The 21,922-nt window shown below is 40.0% G+C and carries 21 protein-coding genes, 1 tRNA gene, 2 rRNA genes and 1 riboswitch (1 of these 25 cut by a window edge); of the genes, 15 read left to right on the top strand and 9 right to left on the bottom strand.

Annotation, left to right across the window (positions count from 1 at the left end):
* Positions 1-20 precede the first annotated feature (20 nt).
* Positions 21-167 (bottom strand): hypothetical protein, encoded by a 147-nt coding sequence (locus J1899_RS17925; RefSeq protein WP_156495706.1) that lies wholly within the window; start codon positions 165-167, stop codon positions 21-23.
* A 263-nt stretch (positions 168-430) separates the two neighbouring features.
* On the opposite strand from J1899_RS17925, the gene J1899_RS17920 reads away from it, so the two are divergent.
* From J1899_RS17920 to ribH, 5 genes are all read left to right on the top strand, one after another.
* Positions 431-1,291: a manganese catalase gene (locus tag J1899_RS17920; RefSeq protein WP_066442859.1), complete on the top strand. Its 861-nt coding sequence runs from the start codon at positions 431-433 to the stop codon at positions 1,289-1,291.
* 163 nt (positions 1,292-1,454) lie between these two features.
* Positions 1,455-1,601, top strand: a riboswitch (FMN riboswitch).
* Between the two features lie 289 nt (positions 1,602-1,890).
* Complete coding sequence (ribD, locus tag J1899_RS17915; protein ID WP_425514981.1) at positions 1,891-2,994, top strand: bifunctional diaminohydroxyphosphoribosylaminopyrimidine deaminase/5-amino-6-(5-phosphoribosylamino)uracil reductase RibD; 1,104 nt, start codon at positions 1,891-1,893, stop codon at positions 2,992-2,994.
* Positions 2,979-3,623, top strand: a complete 645-nt coding sequence (gene ribE, locus J1899_RS17910; protein WP_214475573.1) for a riboflavin synthase — start codon at positions 2,979-2,981, stop codon at positions 3,621-3,623. Before ribD ends, ribE begins: the two co-directional genes overlap by 16 nt.
* Positions 3,624-3,639: 16 nt before the next feature.
* Positions 3,640-4,827 (top strand): bifunctional 3,4-dihydroxy-2-butanone-4-phosphate synthase/GTP cyclohydrolase II, encoded by a 1,188-nt coding sequence (locus J1899_RS17905; protein ID WP_214475571.1) that lies wholly within the window; start codon positions 3,640-3,642, stop codon positions 4,825-4,827.
* A 47-nt stretch (positions 4,828-4,874) separates the two neighbouring features.
* Positions 4,875-5,339: a 6,7-dimethyl-8-ribityllumazine synthase gene (ribH, locus tag J1899_RS17900; protein ID WP_214475569.1), complete on the top strand. Its 465-nt coding sequence runs from the start codon at positions 4,875-4,877 to the stop codon at positions 5,337-5,339.
* Positions 5,340-5,562: 223 nt separating this feature from the next.
* Here the strand turns inward: ribH and J1899_RS17895 are convergent, their stop codons facing one another.
* Complete coding sequence (locus tag J1899_RS17895) at positions 5,563-7,479, bottom strand: collagen-like protein (RefSeq protein WP_246586514.1); 1,917 nt, start codon at positions 7,477-7,479, stop codon at positions 5,563-5,565.
* A gap of 243 nt (positions 7,480-7,722) precedes the next feature.
* Here J1899_RS17895 and J1899_RS17890 point away from each other — a divergent pair, with 243 nt between their 5' ends.
* Both J1899_RS17890 and J1899_RS17885 read left to right on the top strand, forming a co-directional pair.
* Positions 7,723-8,589, top strand: a complete 867-nt coding sequence (locus tag J1899_RS17890) for an EAL domain-containing protein (protein ID WP_246586513.1) — start codon at positions 7,723-7,725, stop codon at positions 8,587-8,589.
* A gap of 30 nt (positions 8,590-8,619) precedes the next feature.
* Entirely contained in the window at positions 8,620-9,585 is a 966-nt protein-coding gene (locus tag J1899_RS17885; RefSeq protein ID WP_246586512.1) for a GGDEF domain-containing protein, read from the top strand.
* Between the two features lie 177 nt (positions 9,586-9,762).
* On the opposite strand, the gene J1899_RS17880 is transcribed toward J1899_RS17885, so the two are convergent.
* The 4 genes from J1899_RS17880 to J1899_RS17865 all read right to left on the bottom strand — a co-directional run bounded on the left by J1899_RS17880 (position 9,763) and on the right by J1899_RS17865 (position 11,174).
* Positions 9,763-9,951, bottom strand: a complete 189-nt coding sequence (locus tag J1899_RS17880) for a DUF4177 domain-containing protein (RefSeq protein WP_214475567.1) — start codon at positions 9,949-9,951, stop codon at positions 9,763-9,765.
* Positions 9,952-10,038: 87 nt separating this feature from the next.
* Complete coding sequence (locus tag J1899_RS17875) at positions 10,039-10,281, bottom strand: hypothetical protein (RefSeq protein WP_214475565.1); 243 nt, start codon at positions 10,279-10,281, stop codon at positions 10,039-10,041.
* Positions 10,259-10,777, bottom strand: coding sequence for an RNA polymerase sigma factor (locus J1899_RS17870; protein WP_214478896.1), 519 nt, complete (start codon positions 10,775-10,777; stop codon positions 10,259-10,261). The genes J1899_RS17875 and J1899_RS17870 overlap by 23 nt, the downstream gene beginning before the upstream one ends.
* 16 nt (positions 10,778-10,793) lie before the next feature.
* Positions 10,794-11,174 carry a group-specific protein gene (locus tag J1899_RS17865; RefSeq protein ID WP_066442868.1) on the bottom strand — a complete coding sequence of 127 codons (381 nt, stop codon included), beginning with the start codon at positions 11,172-11,174 and terminating at the stop codon, positions 10,794-10,796.
* A gap of 454 nt (positions 11,175-11,628) precedes the next feature.
* Here J1899_RS17865 and J1899_RS17860 point away from each other — a divergent pair, with 454 nt between their 5' ends.
* The 4 genes from J1899_RS17860 (at position 11,629) to J1899_RS17845 (ending at position 14,987) form a co-directional block, all read left to right on the top strand.
* The gene (locus tag J1899_RS17860) at positions 11,629-11,958 is read left to right on the top strand and encodes a PadR family transcriptional regulator (RefSeq protein ID WP_425514980.1); all 330 of its coding nucleotides are present in this window, start codon (positions 11,629-11,631) and stop codon (positions 11,956-11,958) included.
* A complete protein-coding gene (locus J1899_RS17855) occupies positions 11,952-12,494 on the top strand; it encodes a DUF2812 domain-containing protein (protein ID WP_214475563.1) in 543 nt (180 codons plus the stop codon). Before J1899_RS17860 ends, J1899_RS17855 begins: the two co-directional genes overlap by 7 nt.
* Before the next feature lie 581 nt (positions 12,495-13,075).
* Positions 13,076-13,783: a TraX family protein gene (locus J1899_RS17850; protein WP_214475561.1), complete on the top strand. Its 708-nt coding sequence runs from the start codon at positions 13,076-13,078 to the stop codon at positions 13,781-13,783.
* 76 nt (positions 13,784-13,859) lie between these two features.
* Positions 13,860-14,987, top strand: a complete 1,128-nt coding sequence (locus tag J1899_RS17845) for a M15 family metallopeptidase (RefSeq protein WP_246586511.1) — start codon at positions 13,860-13,862, stop codon at positions 14,985-14,987.
* Between the two features lie 190 nt (positions 14,988-15,177).
* Here J1899_RS17845 and J1899_RS17840 read toward each other — a convergent pair.
* Together J1899_RS17840 and J1899_RS17835 are read right to left on the bottom strand one after the other, a co-directional pair.
* Positions 15,178-15,249: transfer RNA gene (locus J1899_RS17840), tRNA-Ala, on the bottom strand.
* Positions 15,250-15,456: 207 nt separating this feature from the next.
* Positions 15,457-16,152 carry an MgtC/SapB family protein gene (locus J1899_RS17835; RefSeq protein WP_214475556.1) on the bottom strand — a complete coding sequence of 232 codons (696 nt, stop codon included), beginning with the start codon at positions 16,150-16,152 and terminating at the stop codon, positions 15,457-15,459.
* A 111-nt stretch (positions 16,153-16,263) separates the two neighbouring features.
* Here J1899_RS17835 and J1899_RS17830 point away from each other — a divergent pair, with 111 nt between their 5' ends.
* Together J1899_RS17830 and J1899_RS17825 are read left to right on the top strand one after the other, a co-directional pair.
* On the top strand, positions 16,264-17,169 hold the full coding sequence (locus tag J1899_RS17830; RefSeq protein ID WP_214475554.1) for a DMT family transporter: 906 nt from the start codon (positions 16,264-16,266) through the stop codon (positions 17,167-17,169).
* A 439-nt stretch (positions 17,170-17,608) separates the two neighbouring features.
* Positions 17,609-17,800 carry a hypothetical protein gene (locus tag J1899_RS17825; protein WP_214475551.1) on the top strand — a complete coding sequence of 64 codons (192 nt, stop codon included), beginning with the start codon at positions 17,609-17,611 and terminating at the stop codon, positions 17,798-17,800.
* A 22-nt stretch (positions 17,801-17,822) separates the two neighbouring features.
* On the opposite strand, the gene J1899_RS17820 is transcribed toward J1899_RS17825, so the two are convergent.
* Complete coding sequence (locus tag J1899_RS17820) at positions 17,823-17,996, bottom strand: hypothetical protein (RefSeq protein ID WP_180320194.1); 174 nt, start codon at positions 17,994-17,996, stop codon at positions 17,823-17,825.
* A 1,007-nt stretch (positions 17,997-19,003) separates the two neighbouring features.
* On the opposite strand from J1899_RS17820, the gene J1899_RS17815 reads away from it, so the two are divergent.
* Together J1899_RS17815 and J1899_RS17810 are read left to right on the top strand one after the other, a co-directional pair.
* Positions 19,004-20,553: ribosomal RNA gene (locus J1899_RS17815) — 16S ribosomal RNA — on the top strand.
* 499 nt (positions 20,554-21,052) lie between these two features.
* Positions 21,053-21,922 (top strand): 23S ribosomal RNA (locus J1899_RS17810) (it continues 2,064 nt past the right edge of the window).
* Together the 16S and 23S rRNA genes form the textbook arrangement of a ribosomal RNA operon.

The following is a 21,922-nucleotide window of genomic DNA, read 5'->3' as shown; positions in this document are numbered from 1 at the left end:
ATTAAATCTTACGGAGCTTATCACTTTAGATGAGTTCCTTTTATTTCGGAATGATGAACAAGGATCACCTGTCCGGTCTGGTGGTCCAGCAGTTCCCAGTATCCAGATTGATATTTAAAGAGTACCTCGTATTTCTCTCCATTGTATTCAACATGTTCAACAGTCATATTGAAGATTTCCTCCACTTTTATAGGTCTTTCTATTCATTTTATATTCCTGCAAAAAAATTAGCAGAGGTCGTTTAAGTCGAATTTTCGTGGAAAACAGCAACTTATGACGAAAATACTCAGTTTTTCTATAAAATTATAACTTTAGGAATAATTATGAAGAAATTGAATGATTCAGAAGGTTTGTTTCCCCGGGACATACACATCCATTTAAATGCTACAATATACTGCTTCTGTTAAGACAAATAAATAGGGGTGTGTCTATGTTTTTTCATAAAAAAGAACTGCAATATCATGCAAAGCCGGAAAGACCTGATCCGATTTTTGCTCGTCAGCTTCAGGAAGTGCTTGGCGGTCAATGGGGTGAAATCTCTGTAGCCATGCAATATTTATTTCAGGGATGGAATTTAAGAGGTAATGGAAAATATAAAGACTTATTAATGGATACTGGTGCAGAAGAGCTTGCACATATTGAAATGCTTGCAACAATGATCGCACGCCTTTTGGATGGAGCGCCTGTTGGCGATTTAGAAACTGCTGCCAAAGATCCGGTTATTGGTGCTATTTTAGGCGGTATGAACCCGCAGCATGCCATCGTTTCTGGGTTAGGTGCCATGCCTGCAGACGCTATGGGTAACCGCTGGACAGCAAATTATATTATCGCTAGCGGTAACTTATTGGCTGATTTTAGAATGAATTTAACAGCAGAGTCACAGGGGCGTCTGCAGGTTTCAAGACTTTATGCTGCTACGAATGATCGCGGAGTTAAAGATATGCTTTCCTGGTTAATTGCTCGTGATACGATGCACCAAAATCAATGGATTGCAGCTATTAAAGAATTAGAAGCAAAAGAAAATGTTGTCGTACCTAGTACATTCCCGCGTGAATTAGAAAAGCAGGAAGTTGCTTATACATTATTTAACTTCTCAGAAGGAAACGAAAGTGCAACAGGACGTTGGGCACACGGTAAGAGCATGGATGGACTTGGAACATTTAATTATGTAGAAAACCCGGTCCCTCTTGCGAATAAACCAAAGTTAAAGCCTGCTCCAGAATATATTTTTGACACACCTCCAGCGGTTGTAAAAGGAAGAGATGAACAGATTCCACCAAATTTAATCTAATGTAAGAGATGACCGCCTAGCTGCAGTTGGCGGTTTTTTTTGTGCATGTTTTATGTGGAGTTCAGATTAGTTTCCCGGTGCGTGTGAATATTATGACATTTACTAAAATGAGTAAAAAAATATGATTTTGTGAATATATGTGCTAAATTATAAACGTACATAGAAAACACTTCGGGGCAAGGTGGAAATCCTTACCGGCGGTGATCGAGCGTGCATGCCTCGTTAGTCCGTGACCCGGATTCCTTTGGATTCGGTGGAGCTGGTGTAAATCCGGCACCGACAGTGAAAGTCTGGATGGGAGAAGTTGTCTTTTATATGTACAATGCTCAGGTGAAATCTGCCCTCTTTTAGAGAAGCTGGTCTTTTCCGAATGGATATAAGATTAAGCTTTTATTTGCTATATGTTATTTGCAGAGGCTGGCCAAGAGATCATGGGACTAGTTAAAACAACTTTCTAAGTGTTTTTTTAAGTTGTTTCTATTTGCTGATTAGTTTATCTTTTGCAGAAGAAAAGGAATTGTCATTCTTCCTGCAAGAGGATTCTTCAGTATGTCCTTGTTCTAATTTGTGCTTGCCGTTTTCTAAAAGGAGGGGTGCTATTGAATGATGAATATTATATGAGAATTGCGCTTGACCTAGCGAGATCTGCTGAGGGACAAACATCTCCAAACCCTCTTGTTGGTGCTGTTTGTGTGAAAGATGGCCAGATTATAGGTACTGGTGCGCATCTAAAAGCCGGTACACCACATGCAGAAGTTCATGCCATTACAATGGCGCATGATCGTGCTAAAGGAGCAGATCTTTATGTCACTCTTGAACCGTGTGCACATAGAGGCAAAACACCTCCTTGTACAAATCTCATTATAAATAGCGGTATTCGCCGTGTTGTTATTGCCTGTACTGATCCGAATCCTTTAGTAAAAGGAAAAGGAATTTCCCAGCTGAAACAAGCAGGAATTGAAGTAGTCACAGGCGTTTTAGAAAAAGAGGCAGCATTTTTAAACCGAGCATTTTTTCACTATATCCAATACGGTACTCCATATGTCACCTTAAAAGCAGCCGCCACTCTCGATGGCCGGATTGCCGCATCATCAGGAGACAGCAAATGGATCACTTCCAGAGAAGCTAGGGAAGATGTCCATTATCTTCGCCATATCCATGATGCCATCCTAGTAGGTGCACAAACCGTAATTGCTGATAACCCTTTCCTCACCACCCGTTTGCCCCATGGTGGAAAGAATCCCATTCGAATTGTTTTAGACCGGCGCTTACAGACGCCAAATACAGCAAATGTCGTAACTGACGAAGCTGTAAAGACGATTATTTTTACACAAGTTCCTTTGGAAGAGCAAATTAAGCAATACGAGTCTAGTTTTGTTCATATAGAAGTTATTCCGAAGTCGCAGGCTTTTTTACCGTCTGTATTAAAGTATTTAGGCGGTATTGGTGTGATGACATTATTGGTAGAAGGGGGAAGCCGTGTTCATTCGAGTTTTATTGATGAGAACTTGGCGGACGAACTTTACTTATATCTTGCACCAAAACTTATTGGGAATGGAATATCCTTTTTTAGCAGCGAAAAAAGAAACTGGATGAAAGATAGTGAGAATTTGCATATTTTGGATATGCGAACATTCGGACTAGATTTACGTCTGCATGCACAGTTTCAAAAGGAGGAATCTGCTTCTTGTTTACTGGAATAGTAGAAGAAATCGGTATAATTTCAGGCATACATCATGAACAGGACGCAATGAAACTCACTGTTCAATGTGAGAAGGTGCTTGAAGATGTAAAGATTGGTGACAGTATTGCCGTAAACGGAGTTTGCTTAACGGTTGCGTCATATGAAACCAATTCCTACACTGCCGATCTTATGCCTGAAACGTTAAAATCTACTGCTCTTCATACCTTATATGTTGGCAGTAAAGTGAATCTCGAACGAGCAATGCTGGCGAACAGCCGATTTGGCGGTCATATTGTATCAGGCCATATCGATGCAACTGGAAAAATTAATAGAATTAATCACAGAGGTAATGCTCTATATTTGGAAATTGGAATTGCAAAACAATGGCAGCGTTACTTCATACTAAAAGGTTCGGTTGCTGTTGACGGTACATCCCTAACCGTATTTGATGTGCATGAAGACCACTTTGTTATTTCCCTTATACCAACAACACAGATGGACTCTATATTAGGATCTAAGCAAGTGGGTGACCTCGTAAATATTGAATGTGATATGTTAGCCAAATATACGGAAAAACTGCTTCGCTATGAAAATACAACAACTACTAATCTGACAGCTGAAATGCTGACAAGAAATGGCTTTTTATAAAAAGGAGTGCGGACGCATGTATGCTTCAGTGGAAAAAGCAATAGAAGAGCTAAAGAAGGGTAAGGCCATCATTGTCGTGGACGATGAACAGCGCGAGAATGAAGGTGATTTTATCGCACTTGGAGAATTTGCAACACCTGAAATGATAAATTTTATGGCAACGGAGGGCAAAGGGCTTATCTGTGTTCCAATTACTGAAGAAAAGGCAGAGCAGCTTGAATTGCCTTTAATGACAGCACAAAATACAGATTCTCATGGAACAGCCTTTACAATTAGCATTGATCATTCTTCTAGCCATACAGGCATTTCTGCATTTGAACGTTCTGAAACCGTTCAAAAAATGATGGAAACTTCTGCTATGGCGAAAGACTTTAAAAAACCAGGTCATATTTTCCCTCTTATTGCCCAAACAGGAGGGGTATTAAAACGAGCAGGGCACACAGAGGCAGCTGTTGATTTAGCCAGATTAGCCGGCTCTGAACCTGTTGGTGTTATTTGCGAAATTATGAATAGTGATGGCACGATGGCGAGAGGACCTCAGCTTAAAGATATTGCTGAGAAATTTGATCTTGTGATTTTAACAATTAAAGAATTGATCGCTTATCGCCGCCAAAAAGAGCAGTTAATTGAAAAAGTGGTGGAGATTTCTTTGCCAACCGATTTCGGTTTGTTCAGAGCGGTGACATTTACTGAAGTTCTGACTGGCCAAGAGCATATTGCACTTGTCAAAGGAGAGGTCAAAGGAGAGTCAGATGTCCTAGTTAGAGTACATTCTGAATGCCTGACTGGTGATGTATTTGGCTCTTTTCGCTGTGACTGCGGGCCGCAGCTTCACGCTGCAATGGCTCAAATTGAAGCGGAGGGTCAAGGAGTTCTTCTCTATATGAGGCAGGAAGGCAGAGGGATCGGTCTCGTCAATAAGATGAAAGCATATAAGCTGCAGGAAGAAGGATACGATACGGTTCAAGCAAACGAAAAGCTTGGCTTTGCTCCTGACCTGCGCGACTATGGTATTGGTGCTCAAATTTTACGAGATTTAGGTCTTTCATCCATTCGCCTTTTAACGAATAATCCAAGAAAAATTGCGGGAATTGAAGGACATGGATTGAAGGTGACGGACCGTATGCCTATTCAGATGCCGGTTAGAGAAGAGAATGCATTGTATATGCAAGTGAAGAAAGAAAAAATGGGACACCTTTTTTAAAAGATAATATATTTGAACGGAAAAATTAAAATTCGAGGAGAATATAAATGACAATTATACATGAAGGTAATTTAATAGGTACGGATCTAAAAATAGGAATTGTAGTTTCCAGGTTTAATGAATTTATTACAAGTAAATTGCTGGGAGCAGCTGAAGATGCTTTAAAGAGACATGGCGTAAGTGATGACAATATTGAGGTGGCGTGGGTGCCTGGAGCGTATGAAATTCCATTGGTTGCAAAGAAAATGGCAGCATCTCAGAAATATGATGCCATCGTAGCACTCGGAACAGTTATTCGCGGAGCTACTCCTCATTTTGATTATGTTTGCAGTGAGGTATCTAAAGGAGTTGCTGCAATCAATATGCAAGAGGGCATACCAGTTATTTTTGGTGTACTAACAACGAATACAATTGAGCAAGCGATTGAAAGAGCAGGAACAAAAGCAGGAAATAAAGGATGGGATTCGGCAACAGCAGCTATTGAAATGGCGAATTTAATGAAGAATTTTTAAGTGAGAAATAGAGGTAAAAAGGAAAATGAGGTTAAAAGATTGAACACATCAATTTTTCTTGAATTTACCTGGTTTTAGAGAAGGAATTAAAAACAGGTTTTAGCCGGTAATACTTACAGAAAAAAGAGCATTGAAGGCTTATTCAATGCTCTTTTAATATCCACAAATAGTAGAATTTAGCAGTAATCAAAGGATAGAATATAGTAATGCTCTACATTATTAATCAAGTAATCCGGATCATTGAGAAGACAATACCAGCCCCAGAAGCCCCTCCCAAGTTTAATCCCAGTGTTAACCCGTTTGCTAAATAAAATAATCCAATTGTATCACCCGCGTTTAGTTGTACTTCTCCTGTTAGGGTCACAGTGCCGTTTCCTAAAATGGTACGTATGGAAAGTAGCACTAGGCTTAAGTTTACGATAGGGAATAATCCTGTTATCAAGCTGGTACTAGTATTAATTCTGACAACAGAAAATGCTGGATTAACCCCTGTATCAAGACTTACGGATAGTGCAGCTGTAGTTTGATAATTTATTGTAGCTGATATGGAATATCTACCTGTTGAAGGGACTGTGAAAGTACCAGTTGCAGGATTGAAATTTGGATCTCCAAAATAAGGTGCAGCTACTGTCCAGCTGCCAATCTGCCTTGAAGAGTTTACTCCCGTTGCTGACGTGAGAGCTGAAAAGCCTTGTGTAGCAAGAATTGGTCCAGTGGCACCAGTCGGTCCAACGGGTCCGATGCTGCCCGTAGCGCCGGTGAACCCGGTAGGTCCAATGGGTCCGATACTACCCGTAGCTCCAGTGACCCCAGTCGGTCCAATGGGTCCGATGCTTCCTGTAGCTCCAGTGACCCCAGTAGGTCCAATGGGTCCGATGCTACCTGTGGCTCCAGTGATGCCGGTCGGTCCGATAGGTCCGATGCTACCTGTGGCTCCAGTGATGCCGGTCGGTCCAATAGGTCCGATGCTGCCCGTAGCGCCGGTAACCCCAGTCGGTCCGACGGGTCCGATGCTACCTGTGGCTCCAGTAACGCCGGTCGGTCCAACAGGTCCAATACTGCCCGTGGCACCGGTGACGCCAGTAGGTCCAACGGGTCCGATACTGCCCGTGGGGCCAGTAATGCCGGTAGGTCCAATGGGTCCAATGCTGCCCGTAGCGCCGGTGATCCCAGTCGGTCCGACGGGCCCGATGCTGCCTGTAGCTCCGGTAATCCCGGTAGGTCCAATGGGTCCGATACTACCCGTAGCTCCAGTGACCCCAGTCGGTCCAATGGGTCCGATGCTGCCTGTAGCTCCAGTGATGCCGGTAGGTCCAATGGGTCCGATGCTGCCTGTGGCTCCAGTGATCCCAGTAGGTCCGATGGGTCCAATACTACCCGTAGCGCCGGTGATGCCAGTCGGTCCAACGGGCCCGGTGCTGCCTGTGGCTCCAGTAACCCCAGCAGGTCCAACGGGTCCGATGCTGCCTGTGGCTCCAGTGATGCCGGTCGGTCCAATGGGTCCGATGCTGCCTGTGGCTCCAGTGATCCCAGTAGGTCCGACGGGTCCGATGCTACCTGTGGCGCCAGTAACGCCGGTAGGTCCAACAGGTCCAATACTGCCAGTGGCACCGGTGACACCGGTAGATCCAATGGGTCCTGTGCTACCTGTAGCTCCAGTTATACCAGTAAGACCTGTGGGACCTCTAAGTCCAGTCGGCCCAATGGGTCCGGTTCCGCCCGTGTCACCGGTGACCCCAGTCGGTCCAATGGGTCCGGTTCCGCCCGTGGCACCAGTGACACCAGTCGGTCCAACGGGTCCGATATTGCCAGTAGCACCTGTAGGCCCAACACTTCCTAAAGAAAAAAATGCAATAAATGGAAAATATATATTTAAACGGTAATGAAGAAGTTGATCTAACTTCTTTATGAAAACATGATTAAGCTTAGTTGTCCTGTTCAGCGGTTCTTGAATATTTTCTGCAATATCAAGAATATCCTGAACAAATGCAGTTGACGGAGAACTCGATGAATTTCCAGAGGCTTGAGGGGGCTGATCACCTATCTCTTCATTTAAAACTGAGGTTATTAGTAGCTCAATTGCATCGTCTAATGATTTTGGCTGATTAGGGGGTCTATTAGGAGAATTAGAGTCAGACATCTTGCCATACTCCTTTCTCAATAAACGTATTAAGCAGTAAATAAAAGTATAATCAATAAAAGTTCATCAATTTACTCTATTCTTGAGAAGACATTGACGTTCCTTATATAGGGATAAATAGACCTATATCAAGGAGAACTAAATAGATCTTCCTTACAAAAAATTAGTCTATTTTTAACGATTACTTAACAAACGAAGCTTAATATAGGAGATAATTCCTATAATTAAAAGAAGGTGCACCAAATGAATGAGCAATTATTATTTAAAATGGAATCTGGCACTATATCCTCATACTTAAAATATGTAAATAGCAGATGGAAAAAAGAGGTTCTATATTATAGGAGATTTAGGGAGTCTAAAAAATTCTTAAATAACAATGAATTAATACATACTTTCTTTCAGCCTATCTTAAATTTGAAAACAGGAAATACAATTGGGTATGAAACGCTGAATCGTCCAGAACAATCAAAATTATTTTCGACTACTGAAAGTTTTTACGAATTCATTGGACAGACTGATCAAGTGTTTCTATTTGAGTGTTTCTTAAGGAATCTTGCCTTAAAGCGATATATTGACCGGCTGCATGAATGTGATGAAAAAAATGATCTTATGATTTTTGTGAACATCCATCCCAATGTGCTGTTGGATAATAATTATCATGCAGGCGAGACACTTCAACTATTAAAGGAATTAAATATAGCACCTGAACAAGTTGTATTTGAACTTACGGAAAAAAGTGCAGTGACGGATTTTTGTTTATTTGAAAAAGTACTGGATCATTATCGCTCTCAGGGCTTTAGAATAGCCATTGATGACGTTGGGTCAGGATATAACAGTTTAAAAACATTAGTATATCTAAAGCCAGAGTTTATCAAACTGGATAAATCGTTAATACAATACATTGATCAAAATGAAGAGCAAAAACAGTTAGTTTCGCTGATTCTTGAATATGCAAATAGAAGTAATACAAAGATTATTGCAGAAGGCATTGAAAGAATAGAAGAACTTGCGTATATTCAAGAACAAGGTGTGCATTACGGACAAGGGTATTTACTCGGGAGACCGAAACCGGATATCACAAAAGGAAATGTACCAGAATTAGTTTTATAGCTTTTAATCTATTTAAAAAAGAGAAATGGCATGGAAAGTATAGAAGGTGATGGAATGTCAGTTAATATCGGTAGTATCGCTGAAAAAGTACCCTGTATTTCTCAATATGAAAAAAATCTCGTGGTTGATCAGTTATTTTATAACAATAGTGAATTGCAGGGCATTGTAGTTGTGAACCAGGAAATACCCGTGGGGATTATAACGAGAACACATTTTTATCAAAAAATTGGTACTTTATATGGGTATAACTTATACATGGGGCGAACAGTCGAGCTTTTATTCAAAAAGGATCCATTAGCGGTCGAGTATTTGGATTCCATTACTGAAGTAAGTAAACTTGCGATGCAGCGAAAAGCAGAGGACCTCTACGATGACGTCATTGTAACGAATAAAGGCCGATTTGCTGGCATTGTCAGTATACAAAAGTTATTAATGAAGCTTGTGGACGTGCAAGTAGAATTTGCAAGCTTTTTAAATCCCTTAACACGTCTCCCTGGAAATACAACAATAGAGGAAAAGATAAAAAGTTCCTTAGCTCAAAATGAATTTAGTATTATGTATTTCGACTTAGATCATTTTAAAGCCTACAATGATACATATGGATTTAAAAAAGGCGATCAGCTCCTCCAATCCGTTGCCCAATTACTGAAAGAACATATTCAAAAGGATGATCATTTTCTGGGCCATATTGGTGGAGATGACTTTATTGCAATTGTTCCGCATTACTGCTATAAACGGTTATGTGAAAACTTAATGAAAGATTTTAATATTTTCATTAAGAAATTTTATAGTTCCGAACATCTTTCACAGCAGTATATCACCACAGAAGATCGGCAAGGAGTAATTCGGCAATTTCCGCTGGTTTCCATATCTATCGCGATTGTTACGAACAAAAATAAAGTTTATCAAAGTGCTGAAGAACTTGTTGAAATCGTTACGGCAGTTAAAAAAAGATGCAAAGAGATCAAAGGAAGCTGCTATTTGGCGGATATATAAATGGCTATAGATTGGCAATTTTTCGAGTTTAAATCAAAAGGCTTTCTTAAAACTGTATATAAACGTTGTTTATTGAAAAAAGCACTCTTAAACTTGAGTGCTTTTTTCCATAAATATATGAATGAAGTGCATCTTAATAATGTAAATTCGACAAAGTGAAAATGATTAGTATCAAATTTAAGTAAGTGGTCTTTCAAAAATCAATTCAAAATAAGCTGATGAACCATATCCCTTTGTAGAAGGATCAAAGATCTGTACAAGTCTCCAGCCCTCAGCTGCATGCTGCTGAATGGTTTCGTGATAATCTTCTTTAGGCTTGCTGCCCCAGGTGCTTAACTCTATTTTAATAAATTTATATTCAAACATGGTTTCCTCCTCCACTTTATTGTGTGTAACTTAAATACGCACTTAGGAAGAAAAAGTTTCAGTGATTAAGGTGAATAATGATTGCTGCTATAATAAGAAAAATAATTGGATAAAACCGATTCCGACAGCACTCAGCGGGGCTGCTGTAAGTATGATTAAACCATTAGATGAAGAGACTAGTGATTCCAGCGGGTTTCGTGCAGGTGAAGCCAATAGATTAATGAATCTTCCCCATCTAGTAGACTCTCTTGGGAAGTCAGGCACATCGACTTGATATTCATCCATCTTCATACGCAGATGATGCTCCTTATGAAAGGGATCTTGACCCATATTCTTCTTCCTCCAATTCTTCTTTTAAACTGGTAATTGCCCTGTGCAATCTTGATTTCACAGTTCCTTTTGGGATTTCGAGAATTTTAGCTATTTCATCTTGCGGCATATCATGGTAATAGAATAGTAAAACAACGGCACGCTGGACTTCTGGGAGCTTCGCAACCGCATCGCGGATGGTCATTCTATCTGAATGATGTAAATTCTCCTGCTGCAAAGGATAAAGAAAAGGCAAAAGACTTCTCCATTTTTTGCGGCGATTTAATTTTGTAATCATTAAACGGTAAGAGATCTGAAAAAGATAAGACTTTAGTTTTCCCTTTTTGGGATCATAATCTTGTTTATGATGCTGCAGCTTAACAAATGTATCTTGCACAATATCAATACTTAATTGTTCATCTCTTGAATATCGGAAAATAAACGTATAAAGAGAAGGTTTTAATAACGTATAGATATCATTAAGTGCATCTTCGTTCCCATTTTGATAAGCGATCATTAGCTCATCTTCTCGTTCACTCAAGTTCATCGCCCCAGCGTTCCTTAATGGCTTTTAATGTCATAGATACTCTAGTAATTAAGTAGAAGCTTGATACTAGTGTCCAAACTTGTGCTTGGTTCGTAAAAAATTGCACAAAAACATTTTCAACATTCTCACCGCTGGAGATTAAAAAATTTAAAGCTTGAACACAAACAATTGCATATACGGCTAATCCTAATGTAAGTGTATCAAAGACATTCCACCTTAAATACAGTTTTGTCTTCTTATAGTTAATTCTCCCGTTTTCACGTACAACATGTTTACGGTCCATTGGAATCGCTATTGCTAAAATAAAAATCATAAGAAAACCTGCCACAGCTAAAGAAACAATCCATCCAGTACCCAAACTAATCATCCTCGCTTTCTTTCTTTTCTAACTATACAAATAAGAAAGCAGGAAGGTTCAATTATTTTTTAAAAAAACAATGAAGCCTTTTTGGATGTTTATCATTGTTGAAAAATCGCTGCATAGAAAAAAGCACTCTTAGCTTGAGTGCTTTTTTGCATCAGCCTTTCTAAGGAGCTGGTCCACATGGAAGTGGTGATAAATCGTTAAAATAAGAATAATCAAGCTAAAAAAACTAGATAATAAGGTACTTTTCAATAACAACTTATATGTTTTATTCATTTGCAATGATCACCTCTTGTTTATTATGCAGAGATTAAAGAGTTTCATACTCTTTTACTAAGTAAAAATGTCTTACTGCTGCAGATTACGTAACTGGAGGATAAAAAAATAGGCTTTACAGTTTATATCGAGGTGTGATATAAAATATATATCAAGACGTGATATATCGAGGTGTGTATTATTGGGCAATTTGGATGAAGAAAAAATACTGAAAAAATATCTTCCTATGACAGAAACTGCTGCATATATATTGTTTTCTTTTATGGAAGTAAGGCATGGGTATGATGTAATTCAGCATGTCGGGAAGTTAACAAATGGAAGAATAAAACTTGGAGCAGGAACGATGTATGGGACAATTACTAAACTTGAACGGGATGGAATTATTCAATTTTTACATGAAGATCAAAAAAGGAAGTACTATCAAATCACCGATATTGGACGATACATTTTACAGCAGGAAGCACGAAGAATTAAGGAATTATATCATAATTTAGGGGGATTACCATGGTAAGAACAATAAAGAAATTTCGCCCTTATACAGTAGATCAATTTGAGGAAGAGCAGCAGTATTTTGAGGAAATGTCTTCTAAAGGCTTCCATTTTGTAAAATACAAATTTCCTTTCTATCACTTTCATCAAGGTGAACCAGGAGATTACCAGTATCAGATAGACTTTCAAAATTTAGATGAAAGCAATAAGGAAAGCTACCTGCAGTTATTTAAGGATGATGGCTGGGAGTTTATTATGGAATACGGCGGTGTTTACGGTACATGGTTTTACTTCCGTAAACCGAAAAGTGCTGACGAGTCGCTGCGAATATTTACAGATACAGATTCAAAAGTTGAGCTTTATGGAAAAATCAGAAGGAATTGGGCGTTTTATTTTATTTTTCTCTTTTTAGTCACTATGGTACCAAACTTCTTGCTAGGAGATTCCTTTACCAGTATTCTGTTGTACGTTATGTGGCTAATTATAGCAGTTATTTATGCAAAAATTACATTAAGGCTTACCTTTAAAATTAGAGATTTAAGAAGATCGGAAATATGAACGTAAATGGTTAGCGATAAAAATGTTCTAGCTATATTAAGAAGGAAGGTTATCATTAGCGGACTATCCTTTTAAAAGAAATAGCTTTCTATGCTTGAGTAAAAGCGTAGAAAGCTATTTCTTTTTTTGCAAGTAAGATTTCAGATCACTTCAAACATGTCAATTATAAGCTGGTAAACTCAATTATACTTTCAGGAACTATATTAAATGTCATTTATCTTGTAGGTGCCTAATCATTTTGATCAATGTTATTTAGAGCGATGTATACAGAAGTTTTTATTGATTTGGCTAATAGTTTTAAGCTTCTGTATCATAATATGTTTAATCGTGTTTAGTTTTAGTTGAAAAGGGTAAAAAAGATTAGTCCACAATTCTTCTGCAGCATTCACTAAAAGCAGCACAATTATTGATTGAAGTATTCTTACCTGATAAAACATTTTGGTTCACACTGGAATTACTCCCAAAGTAATTAAACTCTGCAATAAAAATTACTATTCGAATAAAAATGAATACAAACTCGCCATGCTAGAACAGACTTTACTTCTTATTGATGAAATCAGACTTGAAATGGAGAAACCTCAATGAATCTGCAACATACAAAAGGGTTAAACACAAATGTTCTTAAAGTTATAGCTATAGTTGCTATGGTAGTTGATCACACCGCCATCTGGCTAGTTCCTGACGAAAATACTCTGCATATCATTCTCCATGCATTTGGCAGGCTTGCTGCCCCTATCATGTGTTACTTAATTGCTGAAGGTTATTTCTATACTTCAAATGTAAATAAATACATAAAACGCCTTTTTATTTTTGCTCTCATTTCGCATTTTCCATTTGTGATGTTTCTTGGTCTTGAATGGTGGCAGGCTACGAGTGTGATTTGGACTTTGCTGATGGGGCTGATTGCTCTGGCTGTCAGTCAAAAAACAGACATTTCAATTGTAATAAGGATAGGTGTAATTATTTTATGCTGTCTTCTAGCATATACTGCTGACTGGAACTATATAGGTGTCCTTTGGATCTTATTTTTTGGAATATTTAGAGGGCGTTTTAAGCTGCAGATGCTCAGCTATGGCTTAATTGGAGGGATACTCTACATTATTCCTGGTTTGTATAATTTAGGATATGAATCCATATTTCGGTTTGGAATACTTCTGGTAATTCCTTTATTCACATTATACAATGGTACACATGGAAGGAAATCTAAACTGATTAAATGGGGATTCTACATTTTTTATCCTCTTCATCTTTTTTTGCTATATCTTTTTAGATATATCATTTTTGATTGATTTTTAGTTGAGGAGATGAGAAATGCTTAAATATAGGAAGCATAGGGCCTTAGAAATTTTGGCTTTAGGAGGTTTTGTGATATTCGTACTGGCTTTATTGGTGAATATCGCAAGTCAGGGTGATGGTTACAGTGAGAAAGATTCTGTAAAAGAAATAAAGGAACACAGTTTAAAAAATGCATCGAATGTTCTCCTGAAAGAAGTGCCTAAAAGTAAACCATATGTTGGTGAATTGGAACTTCCGGTTCATGGTGCTACAGGATATGCATCTGTAAATTTAAACTTGAAAGATTCACCGGATCCTAATTCCAAAACTGTGGGCACGATTCAAGCTGGAGAAGGTTTTGAAATTATAAAGGAAGAAAAAGATTGGTGGTTTGTTAATCGAGGAGAGTCATCTGGCTGGGTGCCGCATAAATATAGTCTGATCAACCTTCCGGATGTCATTCCCTCTATGATTTATAATAACACCAACACTTACGCATCGAAATTTGCTTCGTCAGGTAAATCTATACCTTACGTTTCTAACCGTGCTTTATACTCAGGCAAGACATACAATGAAAGGCTTAAGAAAGAAGAATATATTATGCCTGTTCTTTATTCAATGTCAAAAAAGATTTATAAAGCACAACAGCATGCCCTGTCTGAGGGGAACTCACTCATATTATATGAAGGATTTAGACCTCTTTTTGTTCAAAACGCGGTTGTGGAAGGGCTGACTGAATTAGCCAACAATGATCCAGAAGTGATGAAAGGAATAAATACCGCTCCATGGGGGATAACATGGTTTATAACGAATGGTGTTTCTAATCATCAAATGGGCTACGGAATGGATGTTAGTCTGGCGAAAGTAAACTCAACTAAGGAAGTTTCAATAGGGGATTACACAGTAAACATGATAGAGGATTATACAGAATATACTATGCCCACTCCTATTCACGAATTAAGCGGTGCTTCTGCGAAATTCACATCTGCTGTGACATCAAGAGACGATACAGCATGGAGAAATGCTGTTTATACAGATTCGATGAATGAGGCGGCTATCAATCTGCAAATATACTGTACATCTGCTGGGCTTAGTCCTTTGGCTTCAGAATGGTGGCATTTTAATGATTTAGATGCCAGAGATGAAACGGCGGATAACATTAGCACTGGGGATTATTTTCTCGTAGAAGTTTACAGCACAAGTCCAGCTGAAAAGTAATTACAGCGTGATATTACCTGATCGTTATAGTAATGATAAGTGCGTCTGCTTTTACCAGACAAATAACTAAGGATGTTTGAACTAGTGGATATATTAAAAACAGCTGCCAAATTTGGCAGCTGTTTTTTAGTTATAGTTCAATTAAGTTAGAAATATAAAAAAATCCTTGCTGTGCAAGGATTTTCGTAAATGGAGCATACCGGATTCGAACCGGTGACCCCTTCGCTGCCAGCGAAGTATTCTCCCGCTGAACTAATGCCCCGTTAGTTATGACAAAGAGAATTTTATCATATTTGTGTATTCACTACAACTGGTGTTTAAATAATTAATTTAATATTCTCTTTTTAATCTGGTGATTTTCAGATGCGTTATAAAGTTTACGATACTAGCCACAGAACATAACTATCTTCAGAACGGTCATGCGATGAAACTTTAAAGGTGGCCTCATTTGGCCAACCTTAGAGTTTCATCAACTCATGCTTTCAATCTCCATAAATTTAACACCTTTTATATTGGATACACAGTAATAAACATCTGTTGTACGCCTTTTATAGTGAACGGTTACAAGCAGCTGAACATTATGAGTACCGTCTTCCAAATCCTTTATGCGAACTTTTTGAATGGAGATTTTTAATTCTTTTATAGCAGGAATGAGATTTACAATGTCCTCTTTGCTTTCAATCATTAATTCAAGGAGTATTTCTTTTTCTCTCAGCTGCCGCGGACCGATTAAACTCAATACGAAAGGGATCACCTCTACAGAAATAATTAACAAGGCTGCGCCAGCGGCAGCTTCCAGATAAAATCCAGCTCCTACTGCGATGCCAATTCCTGCAGCTCCCCAAATGATTGCAGCTGTTGTTAATCCTGATATTGTATCATTGCCTCTTCTTAAAATAACGCCTGCACCCAGAAAACCGATTCCAGATACAATTTGTGCTGCAAGCCGCAGCGGATCCATCGTAATATTTATTTGATCATTGCCTGTAAATACATAAGCTGATTCAATTGATACAATGGTCAAAAGACAGCTGACAATGGAAATAACAAGGCTGGTTTTTAATCCAACGGGCTTTCTCTTTAATTCGCGCTCAAGACCGATTACTAGTCCGAGGAAAGCGGAAATTCCTAACTTAATCAGTATTTCTGTTTCTAAACCTGGCATATTATCTCCTGCTTTTAATTTATTTAGTGTAGTTTTTTCACTGCTTTACTAGGAAACAGTGTAAAATAGTACTTACCCACAAATGACAACGATTAATCAAGGAGAAAACAAATGTCTGATGCAAAAGTAAATCCGTATATGCTATTGGCCATTGGGGTTATTTCGGTATCCACTTCGGCTATTTTAGTGAAATTTTCTAGTGCGCCTGCTGGCGTTATAGCCTTTTATAGGCTGTTTTTTTCTGTGCTGTTTATGCTGCCGGTATTTTTACTAAAGTATGTTCCGGAACTGCGGCTTATTACTAAACGGGACTGGGTATTTTCTGCATTGGCGGGAGTATTCTTAGCATTTCACTTCATTTTATGGTTTGAATCGCTGAATTACACTTCAGTTGCCAGCTCTACTGTACTTGTTACGCTGCAGCCTTTATTTGCATTTATCGGCACCTATATTTTCTTTAAAGAAAAATTTTCCTGGAAGGCAATTTTAAGCGGAATGATCGCCATTGTTGGAAGTGTAATCATCAGCTGGGGAGATTTTAAAATAAGCGGATCAGCACTTTTTGGAGATATATTGGCTCTGATTGCTTGTGCGCTTGTAACAGCTTATCTCATGTTTGGTCAAACAGTTCGAAAAAGGGTATCTCTTATTACATATACTTTTCTCGTATACTTGATTTGTACAATTACACTGTTCTTTTACGTGATTCTTGCGGGAGAACCGCTGTATCCATATCCGGCAAGTGACTGGGGATACTTTATTCTGCTAGCTCTAGTTCCGACATTACTAGGACATACTTTATTTAATTGGTCACTTCAATGGCTGAGTACTTCGACGATTTCGATGGCTATTTTATTCGAGCCAGTGGGGGCTGCGATCTTGGCTTACTATTTATTACAGGAAAGTCTTGTATGGACTCAAATAGCTGGAGGGTTAATAGTAATAGGCGGGATATCCATTTTTCTATTAGATGAAAGAAGAATGCAGAAAAGGAAGCTTAAGAAAAAGACTGTTTAAAGATCTTGTTGTTGGTAAAAAATCCTTCTGGTGGAAAAGCCTAAGAGTGCTGTGTACTCTTAGGCTTTTTGTATATATTAGTAGTTCTAAGGTGTTTTTCAGTAGTTATTGAAAACGATGTCGTGTGCAAACGGGGGAAACGAGCTCGGGAAGTCCAGTAAATGGAAAAAAGTGTTGTGAAAACGGGAGAAACGAACTCGAAAAGTCCAGTAACTGGAAAAAGATGTCTTGTAAACAGGAGAAACGAGCTCGAAAAGACCAGTAACTGGAAAACAGTGTCGTGTAAACGGGAGAAACGAGCTTGAAAAGTCCAGTAACTGGAAAACGGTGTCGTATAAACGGGAGAAACGAGCTCGAAAAGTCAAGTAACTCGAATACAGGGCGATATAAATCAGAATCAACTGTTAATCATTTGGCGAGAAAAACATAGAACGGTTATATGGAAATGCAATATTGCTTTTATATAAATGAAATGATCATAGAAGAGCACTCTCTCCCGATATATAATCACCTATTCAAGAACGAAGTGATAGAAACTGTCATCATCACAACAAGCAGCACGGCGTATACAACAATGATGACAGCTGCGAAGAAAATGAATGCGGATCCAGTTTTACCTTTTAAAAGGTAAAGGCTATTTTGTTATGCTGAGATCAAATGAATAAATAAGATAATCTTGAAAAGACCAGGCCGGCCATGGTTGAAAAGATAAATGTTCCTCCATAAACTTTTCCTTTGCTGTTAGAAATGCGGATTGCTTCCATATAGGAGACAGCAAACAAGAATACCGCCATTCCTACTGATAAATAAAGAGCTAAGTTTTCCATTTAATTGTGCACCCTTTCATAGATTAGATACTAGAGTTAATAGATTCTATGAAGAAGGCAGCAAAACTATTCCTAATGGAATCTGTTAAAAGAACTTTAGTAGTAAATAATTGAGACTGGGACAAAACTAAAATACTATCCTAAAACAAGTATATTTATGGTTCTGGTTGGGGTATTTAAATCAGCCCGTTCCCTCTGCGTTACGGGCCATGATTTCTTGGAATTACAAGTTAAGCCATCTCTGCGCGGTCTTACTCTTTTCTCTATGGCCCACAGGAGTCGAGTGTCCTCAGCTCCATTTCACTTATTTTTAAAAAGAAAAATTCTAAATTAAAATTAGAAAAATTAGCTTACTTACCTTTCGGTTCTATATGTAGTGTTAAATTCTTATATCCCAACCTCTTGTTGTTTACTAACAATTATGTAGGAACTGATATAATTGGCTCAAACCTATTTAATTCTTATTATTTATATTGAAAGGAGAGCTGATCGGATTCCCAAACAAAATAATTTCAATAATATTTAAAAGGATAAAGCATTCTTGTGGCTGATTCGTGGAAAGCAGTTTAACCAGGTTTCTAAATATATCTTTTAAAAAAGATCAAAATTTCTTCTATAAGAAGTATTGCAAGCAGAATATAGTTTCTGTAAGGTTGATTATTATGTCTATACTTATAAGTTCTAATTTGCATAAATACCTATTAAAGAAATGAAGTATAAAAAAAAAATAAAAAATAAAAAATTATATTGCAAACATATTTAGAACATGATATATTAAATCTCGTCCTCATGAGAGGCGCACAATTGAATTACAACTTCTTGAAAAAATATTTTAAAAAAGTTGTTGACTCGGTTGTGGAAAGCTGTTATGATAATAAAGTCGCTTCTGAGCGGCGGAGTTAATAAAATTGCTCTTTGAAAACTGAACGAACAATAAAACGTCAACGTTTAAAAAGATTCTTCGGAATCAACAATGTACATTATGTACACAAGAGCTAATCAACTCTTTCTTGGAGAGTTTGATCCTGGCTCAGGACGAACGCTGGCGGCGTGCCTAATACATGCAAGTCGAGCGGACAGATGGGAGCTTGCTCCCTGAAGTCAGCGGCGGACGGGTGAGTAACACGTGGGCAACCTGCCTGTAAGACTGGGATAACTTCGGGAAACCGGAGCTAATACCGGATAATGCTTTTGGACTCATGTCCTTAAGCTGAAAGATGGTTTACGCTATCACTTACAGATGGGCCCGCGGCGCATTAGCTAGTTGGTGAGGTAACGGCTCACCAAGGCAACGATGCGTAGCCGACCTGAGAGGGTGATCGGCCACACTGGGACTGAGACACGGCCCAGACTCCTACGGGAGGCAGCAGTAGGGAATCTTCCGCAATGGACGAAAGTCTGACGGAGCAACGCCGCGTGAGTGATGAAGGTTTTCGGATCGTAAAACTCTGTTGTTAGGGAAGAACAAGTACCGGAGTAACTGCCGGTACCTTGACGGTACCTAACCAGAAAGCCACGGCTAACTACGTGCCAGCAGCCGCGGTAATACGTAGGTGGCAAGCGTTGTCCGGAATTATTGGGCGTAAAGCGCGCGCAGGCGGTCCTTTAAGTCTGATGTGAAAGCCCACGGCTCAACCGTGGAGGGTCATTGGAAACTGGGGGACTTGAGTGCAGAAGAGGAGAGTGGAATTCCACGTGTAGCGGTGAAATGCGTAGAGATGTGGAGGAACACCAGTGGCGAAGGCGACTCTCTGGTCTGTAACTGACGCTGAGGCGCGAAAGCGTGGGGAGCGAACAGGATTAGATACCCTGGTAGTCCACGCCGTAAACGATGAGTGCTAAGTGTTAGAGGGTTTCCGCCCTTTAGTGCTGCAGCAAACGCATTAAGCACTCCGCCTGGGGAGTACGGCCGCAAGGCTGAAACTCAAAGGAATTGACGGGGGCCCGCACAAGCGGTGGAGCATGTGGTTTAATTCGAAGCAACGCGAAGAACCTTACCAGGTCTTGACATCCTCTGACACTCCTAGAGATAGGACGTTCCCCTTCGGGGGACAGAGTGACAGGTGGTGCATGGTTGTCGTCAGCTCGTGTCGTGAGATGTTGGGTTAAGTCCCGCAACGAGCGCAACCCTTGATCTTAGTTGCCAGCATTCAGTTGGGCACTCTAAGGTGACTGCCGGTGACAAACCGGAGGAAGGTGGGGATGACGTCAAATCATCATGCCCCTTATGACCTGGGCTACACACGTGCTACAATGGATGGTACAAAGGGCTGCAAGACCGCGAGGTTTAGCCAATCCCATAAAACCATTCTCAGTTCGGATTGCAGGCTGCAACTCGCCTGCATGAAGCCGGAATCGCTAGTAATCGCGGATCAGCATGCCGCGGTGAATACGTTCCCGGGCCTTGTACACACCGCCCGTCACACCACGAGAGTTTGTAACACCCGAAGTCGGTGGGGTAACCTTTTGGAGCCAGCCGCCTAAGGTGGGACAGATGATTGGGGTGAAGTCGTAACAAGGTAGCCGTATCGGAAGGTGCGGCTGGATCACCTCCTTTCTAAGGATGAAATGAAGTTTATCTTCATTAAAAGACGTCTTTATTTGTTCGTTCAGTTTTGAGAGAGCAATCTCTCTGGGTTAGTATTCTGAAATAGAATATTAGCTTAAATACATTGCTCCTGCGCCGCAGTAGTTCGAGGAAGTTAATCCTCAGCTCGTCGCAAGGCAGCATGAAGAATAGCTGCGATGGCTAATCACGATGTGATTGAAATCAGTGGCCTTGTTCCTTGAAAACTAGATAATGCAATATAGAAGAAGATTACCAAGTAATCGCCATCTTAGTTTTTTCTCTCTTATTTATTTTAAGTAAGAGTAATAACCACGAGTGTAAAAAGTATGTGTTACCAACTCATCTTTTTACCAAACCGTGAGGGAAGCGAGAAGTAAGTAGATCAAGGAAGCGACCGAACGAGCACCGGAACGTACGAAGTTGGTACGTGAGGAGCACAGTGAGAGAGCTGACGCAGAGATACGCCGCTTATCGATTTCCGAACACTGGTTAAGTTAGAAAGGGCGCACGGTGAATGCCTTGGCACTAGGAGCCGATGAAGGACGGTACTAACACCGATATGCTTCGGGGAGCTGTAAGTAAGCTTTGATCCGGAGATTTCCGAATGGGGGAACCCATCATCCGTAATGGGATGATATCTTTACCTGAATACATAGGGTATTGAAGGCAGACCCGGGGAACTGAAACATCTAAGTACCCGGAGGAAGAGAAAGCAAACGCGATTCCCTGAGTAGCGGCGAGCGAAACGGGATTAGCCCAAACCAAGAGGCTTGCCTCTTGGGGTTGTAGGACACTCTACACGGAGTTACAAAGGAGCGAGGTAAGTGAACAGGTCTGGAAAGGCCGGCCAGAGAAGGTAAAAGCCCTGTAGTTGAAACTTCGTTCCCTCCAGAGTGGATCCTGAGTACGGCGGGACACGAGAAATCCCGTCGGAAGCAGGGAGGACCATCTCCCAAGGCTAAATACTCCCTAGTGACCGATAGTGAACCAGTACCGTGAGGGAAAGGTGAAAAGCACCCCGGAAGGGGAGTGAAATAGTTCCTGAAACCGTGTGCCTACAAGTAGTCAGAGCCCATTTACGGGTGATGGCGTGCCTTTTGTAGAATGAACCGGCGAGTTACGATTACATGCGAGGTTAAGTTGATAAGACGGAGCCGCAGCGAAAGCGAGTCTGAATAGGGCGAATGAGTATGTGGTCGTAGACCCGAAACCAGGTGATCTACCCATGTCCAGGTTGAAGTTCAGGTAACACTGAATGGAGGACCGAACCCACGCACGTTGAAAAGTGCGGGGATGAGGTGTGGGTAGCGGAGAAATTCCAATCGAACTTGGAGATAGCTGGTTCTCTCCGAAATAG

This window comes from Cytobacillus gottheilii (assembly GCF_018582665.1).
Lineage (GTDB): Bacteria > Bacillota > Bacilli > Bacillales > Cytobacillaceae > Cytobacillus > Cytobacillus gottheilii.
The sequence above is the reverse complement of the archived record's forward strand: the minus strand, read 5'-3'. Positions and strand labels throughout refer to the sequence as shown.

Bases quoted from the DNA above. Each gene is read 5' to 3' on its own strand.
- J1899_RS17925 (WP_156495706.1), bottom strand. From the start codon at position 167: ATGACTGTTGAACATGTTGAATACAATGGAGAGAAATACGAGGTACTC.
- J1899_RS17920 (WP_066442859.1), top strand. From the start codon at position 431: ATGTTTTTTCATAAAAAAGAACTGCAATATCATGCAAAGCCGGAAAGA.
- J1899_RS17905 (WP_214475571.1), top strand. From the start codon at position 3,640: ATGTATGCTTCAGTGGAAAAAGCAATAGAAGAGCTAAAGAAGGGTAAG.
- ribH (WP_214475569.1), top strand. From the start codon at position 4,875: ATGACAATTATACATGAAGGTAATTTAATAGGTACGGATCTAAAAATA.
- J1899_RS17895 (WP_246586514.1), bottom strand. From the start codon at position 7,479: ATGTCTGACTCTAATTCTCCTAATAGACCCCCTAATCAGCCAAAATCA.
- J1899_RS17890 (WP_246586513.1), top strand. From the start codon at position 7,723: ATGAATGAGCAATTATTATTTAAAATGGAATCTGGCACTATATCCTCA.
- J1899_RS17885 (WP_246586512.1), top strand. From the start codon at position 8,620: ATGGAAAGTATAGAAGGTGATGGAATGTCAGTTAATATCGGTAGTATC.
- J1899_RS17880 (WP_214475567.1), bottom strand. From the start codon at position 9,951: ATGTTTGAATATAAATTTATTAAAATAGAGTTAAGCACCTGGGGCAGC.
- J1899_RS17875 (WP_214475565.1), bottom strand. From the start codon at position 10,281: ATGGGTCAAGATCCCTTTCATAAGGAGCATCATCTGCGTATGAAGATG.
- J1899_RS17870 (WP_214478896.1), bottom strand. From the start codon at position 10,777: ATGATCGCTTATCAAAATGGGAACGAAGATGCACTTAATGATATCTAT.
- J1899_RS17865 (WP_066442868.1), bottom strand. From the start codon at position 11,174: ATGATTAGTTTGGGTACTGGATGGATTGTTTCTTTAGCTGTGGCAGGT.
- J1899_RS17855 (WP_214475563.1), top strand. From the start codon at position 11,952: ATGGTAAGAACAATAAAGAAATTTCGCCCTTATACAGTAGATCAATTT.
- J1899_RS17850 (WP_214475561.1), top strand. From the start codon at position 13,076: ATGAATCTGCAACATACAAAAGGGTTAAACACAAATGTTCTTAAAGTT.
- J1899_RS17835 (WP_214475556.1), bottom strand. From the start codon at position 16,152: ATGCCAGGTTTAGAAACAGAAATACTGATTAAGTTAGGAATTTCCGCT.
- J1899_RS17830 (WP_214475554.1), top strand. From the start codon at position 16,264: ATGTCTGATGCAAAAGTAAATCCGTATATGCTATTGGCCATTGGGGTT.
- J1899_RS17825 (WP_214475551.1), top strand. From the start codon at position 17,609: ATGGAAATGCAATATTGCTTTTATATAAATGAAATGATCATAGAAGAG.
- J1899_RS17820 (WP_180320194.1), bottom strand. From the start codon at position 17,996: ATGGAAAACTTAGCTCTTTATTTATCAGTAGGAATGGCGGTATTCTTG.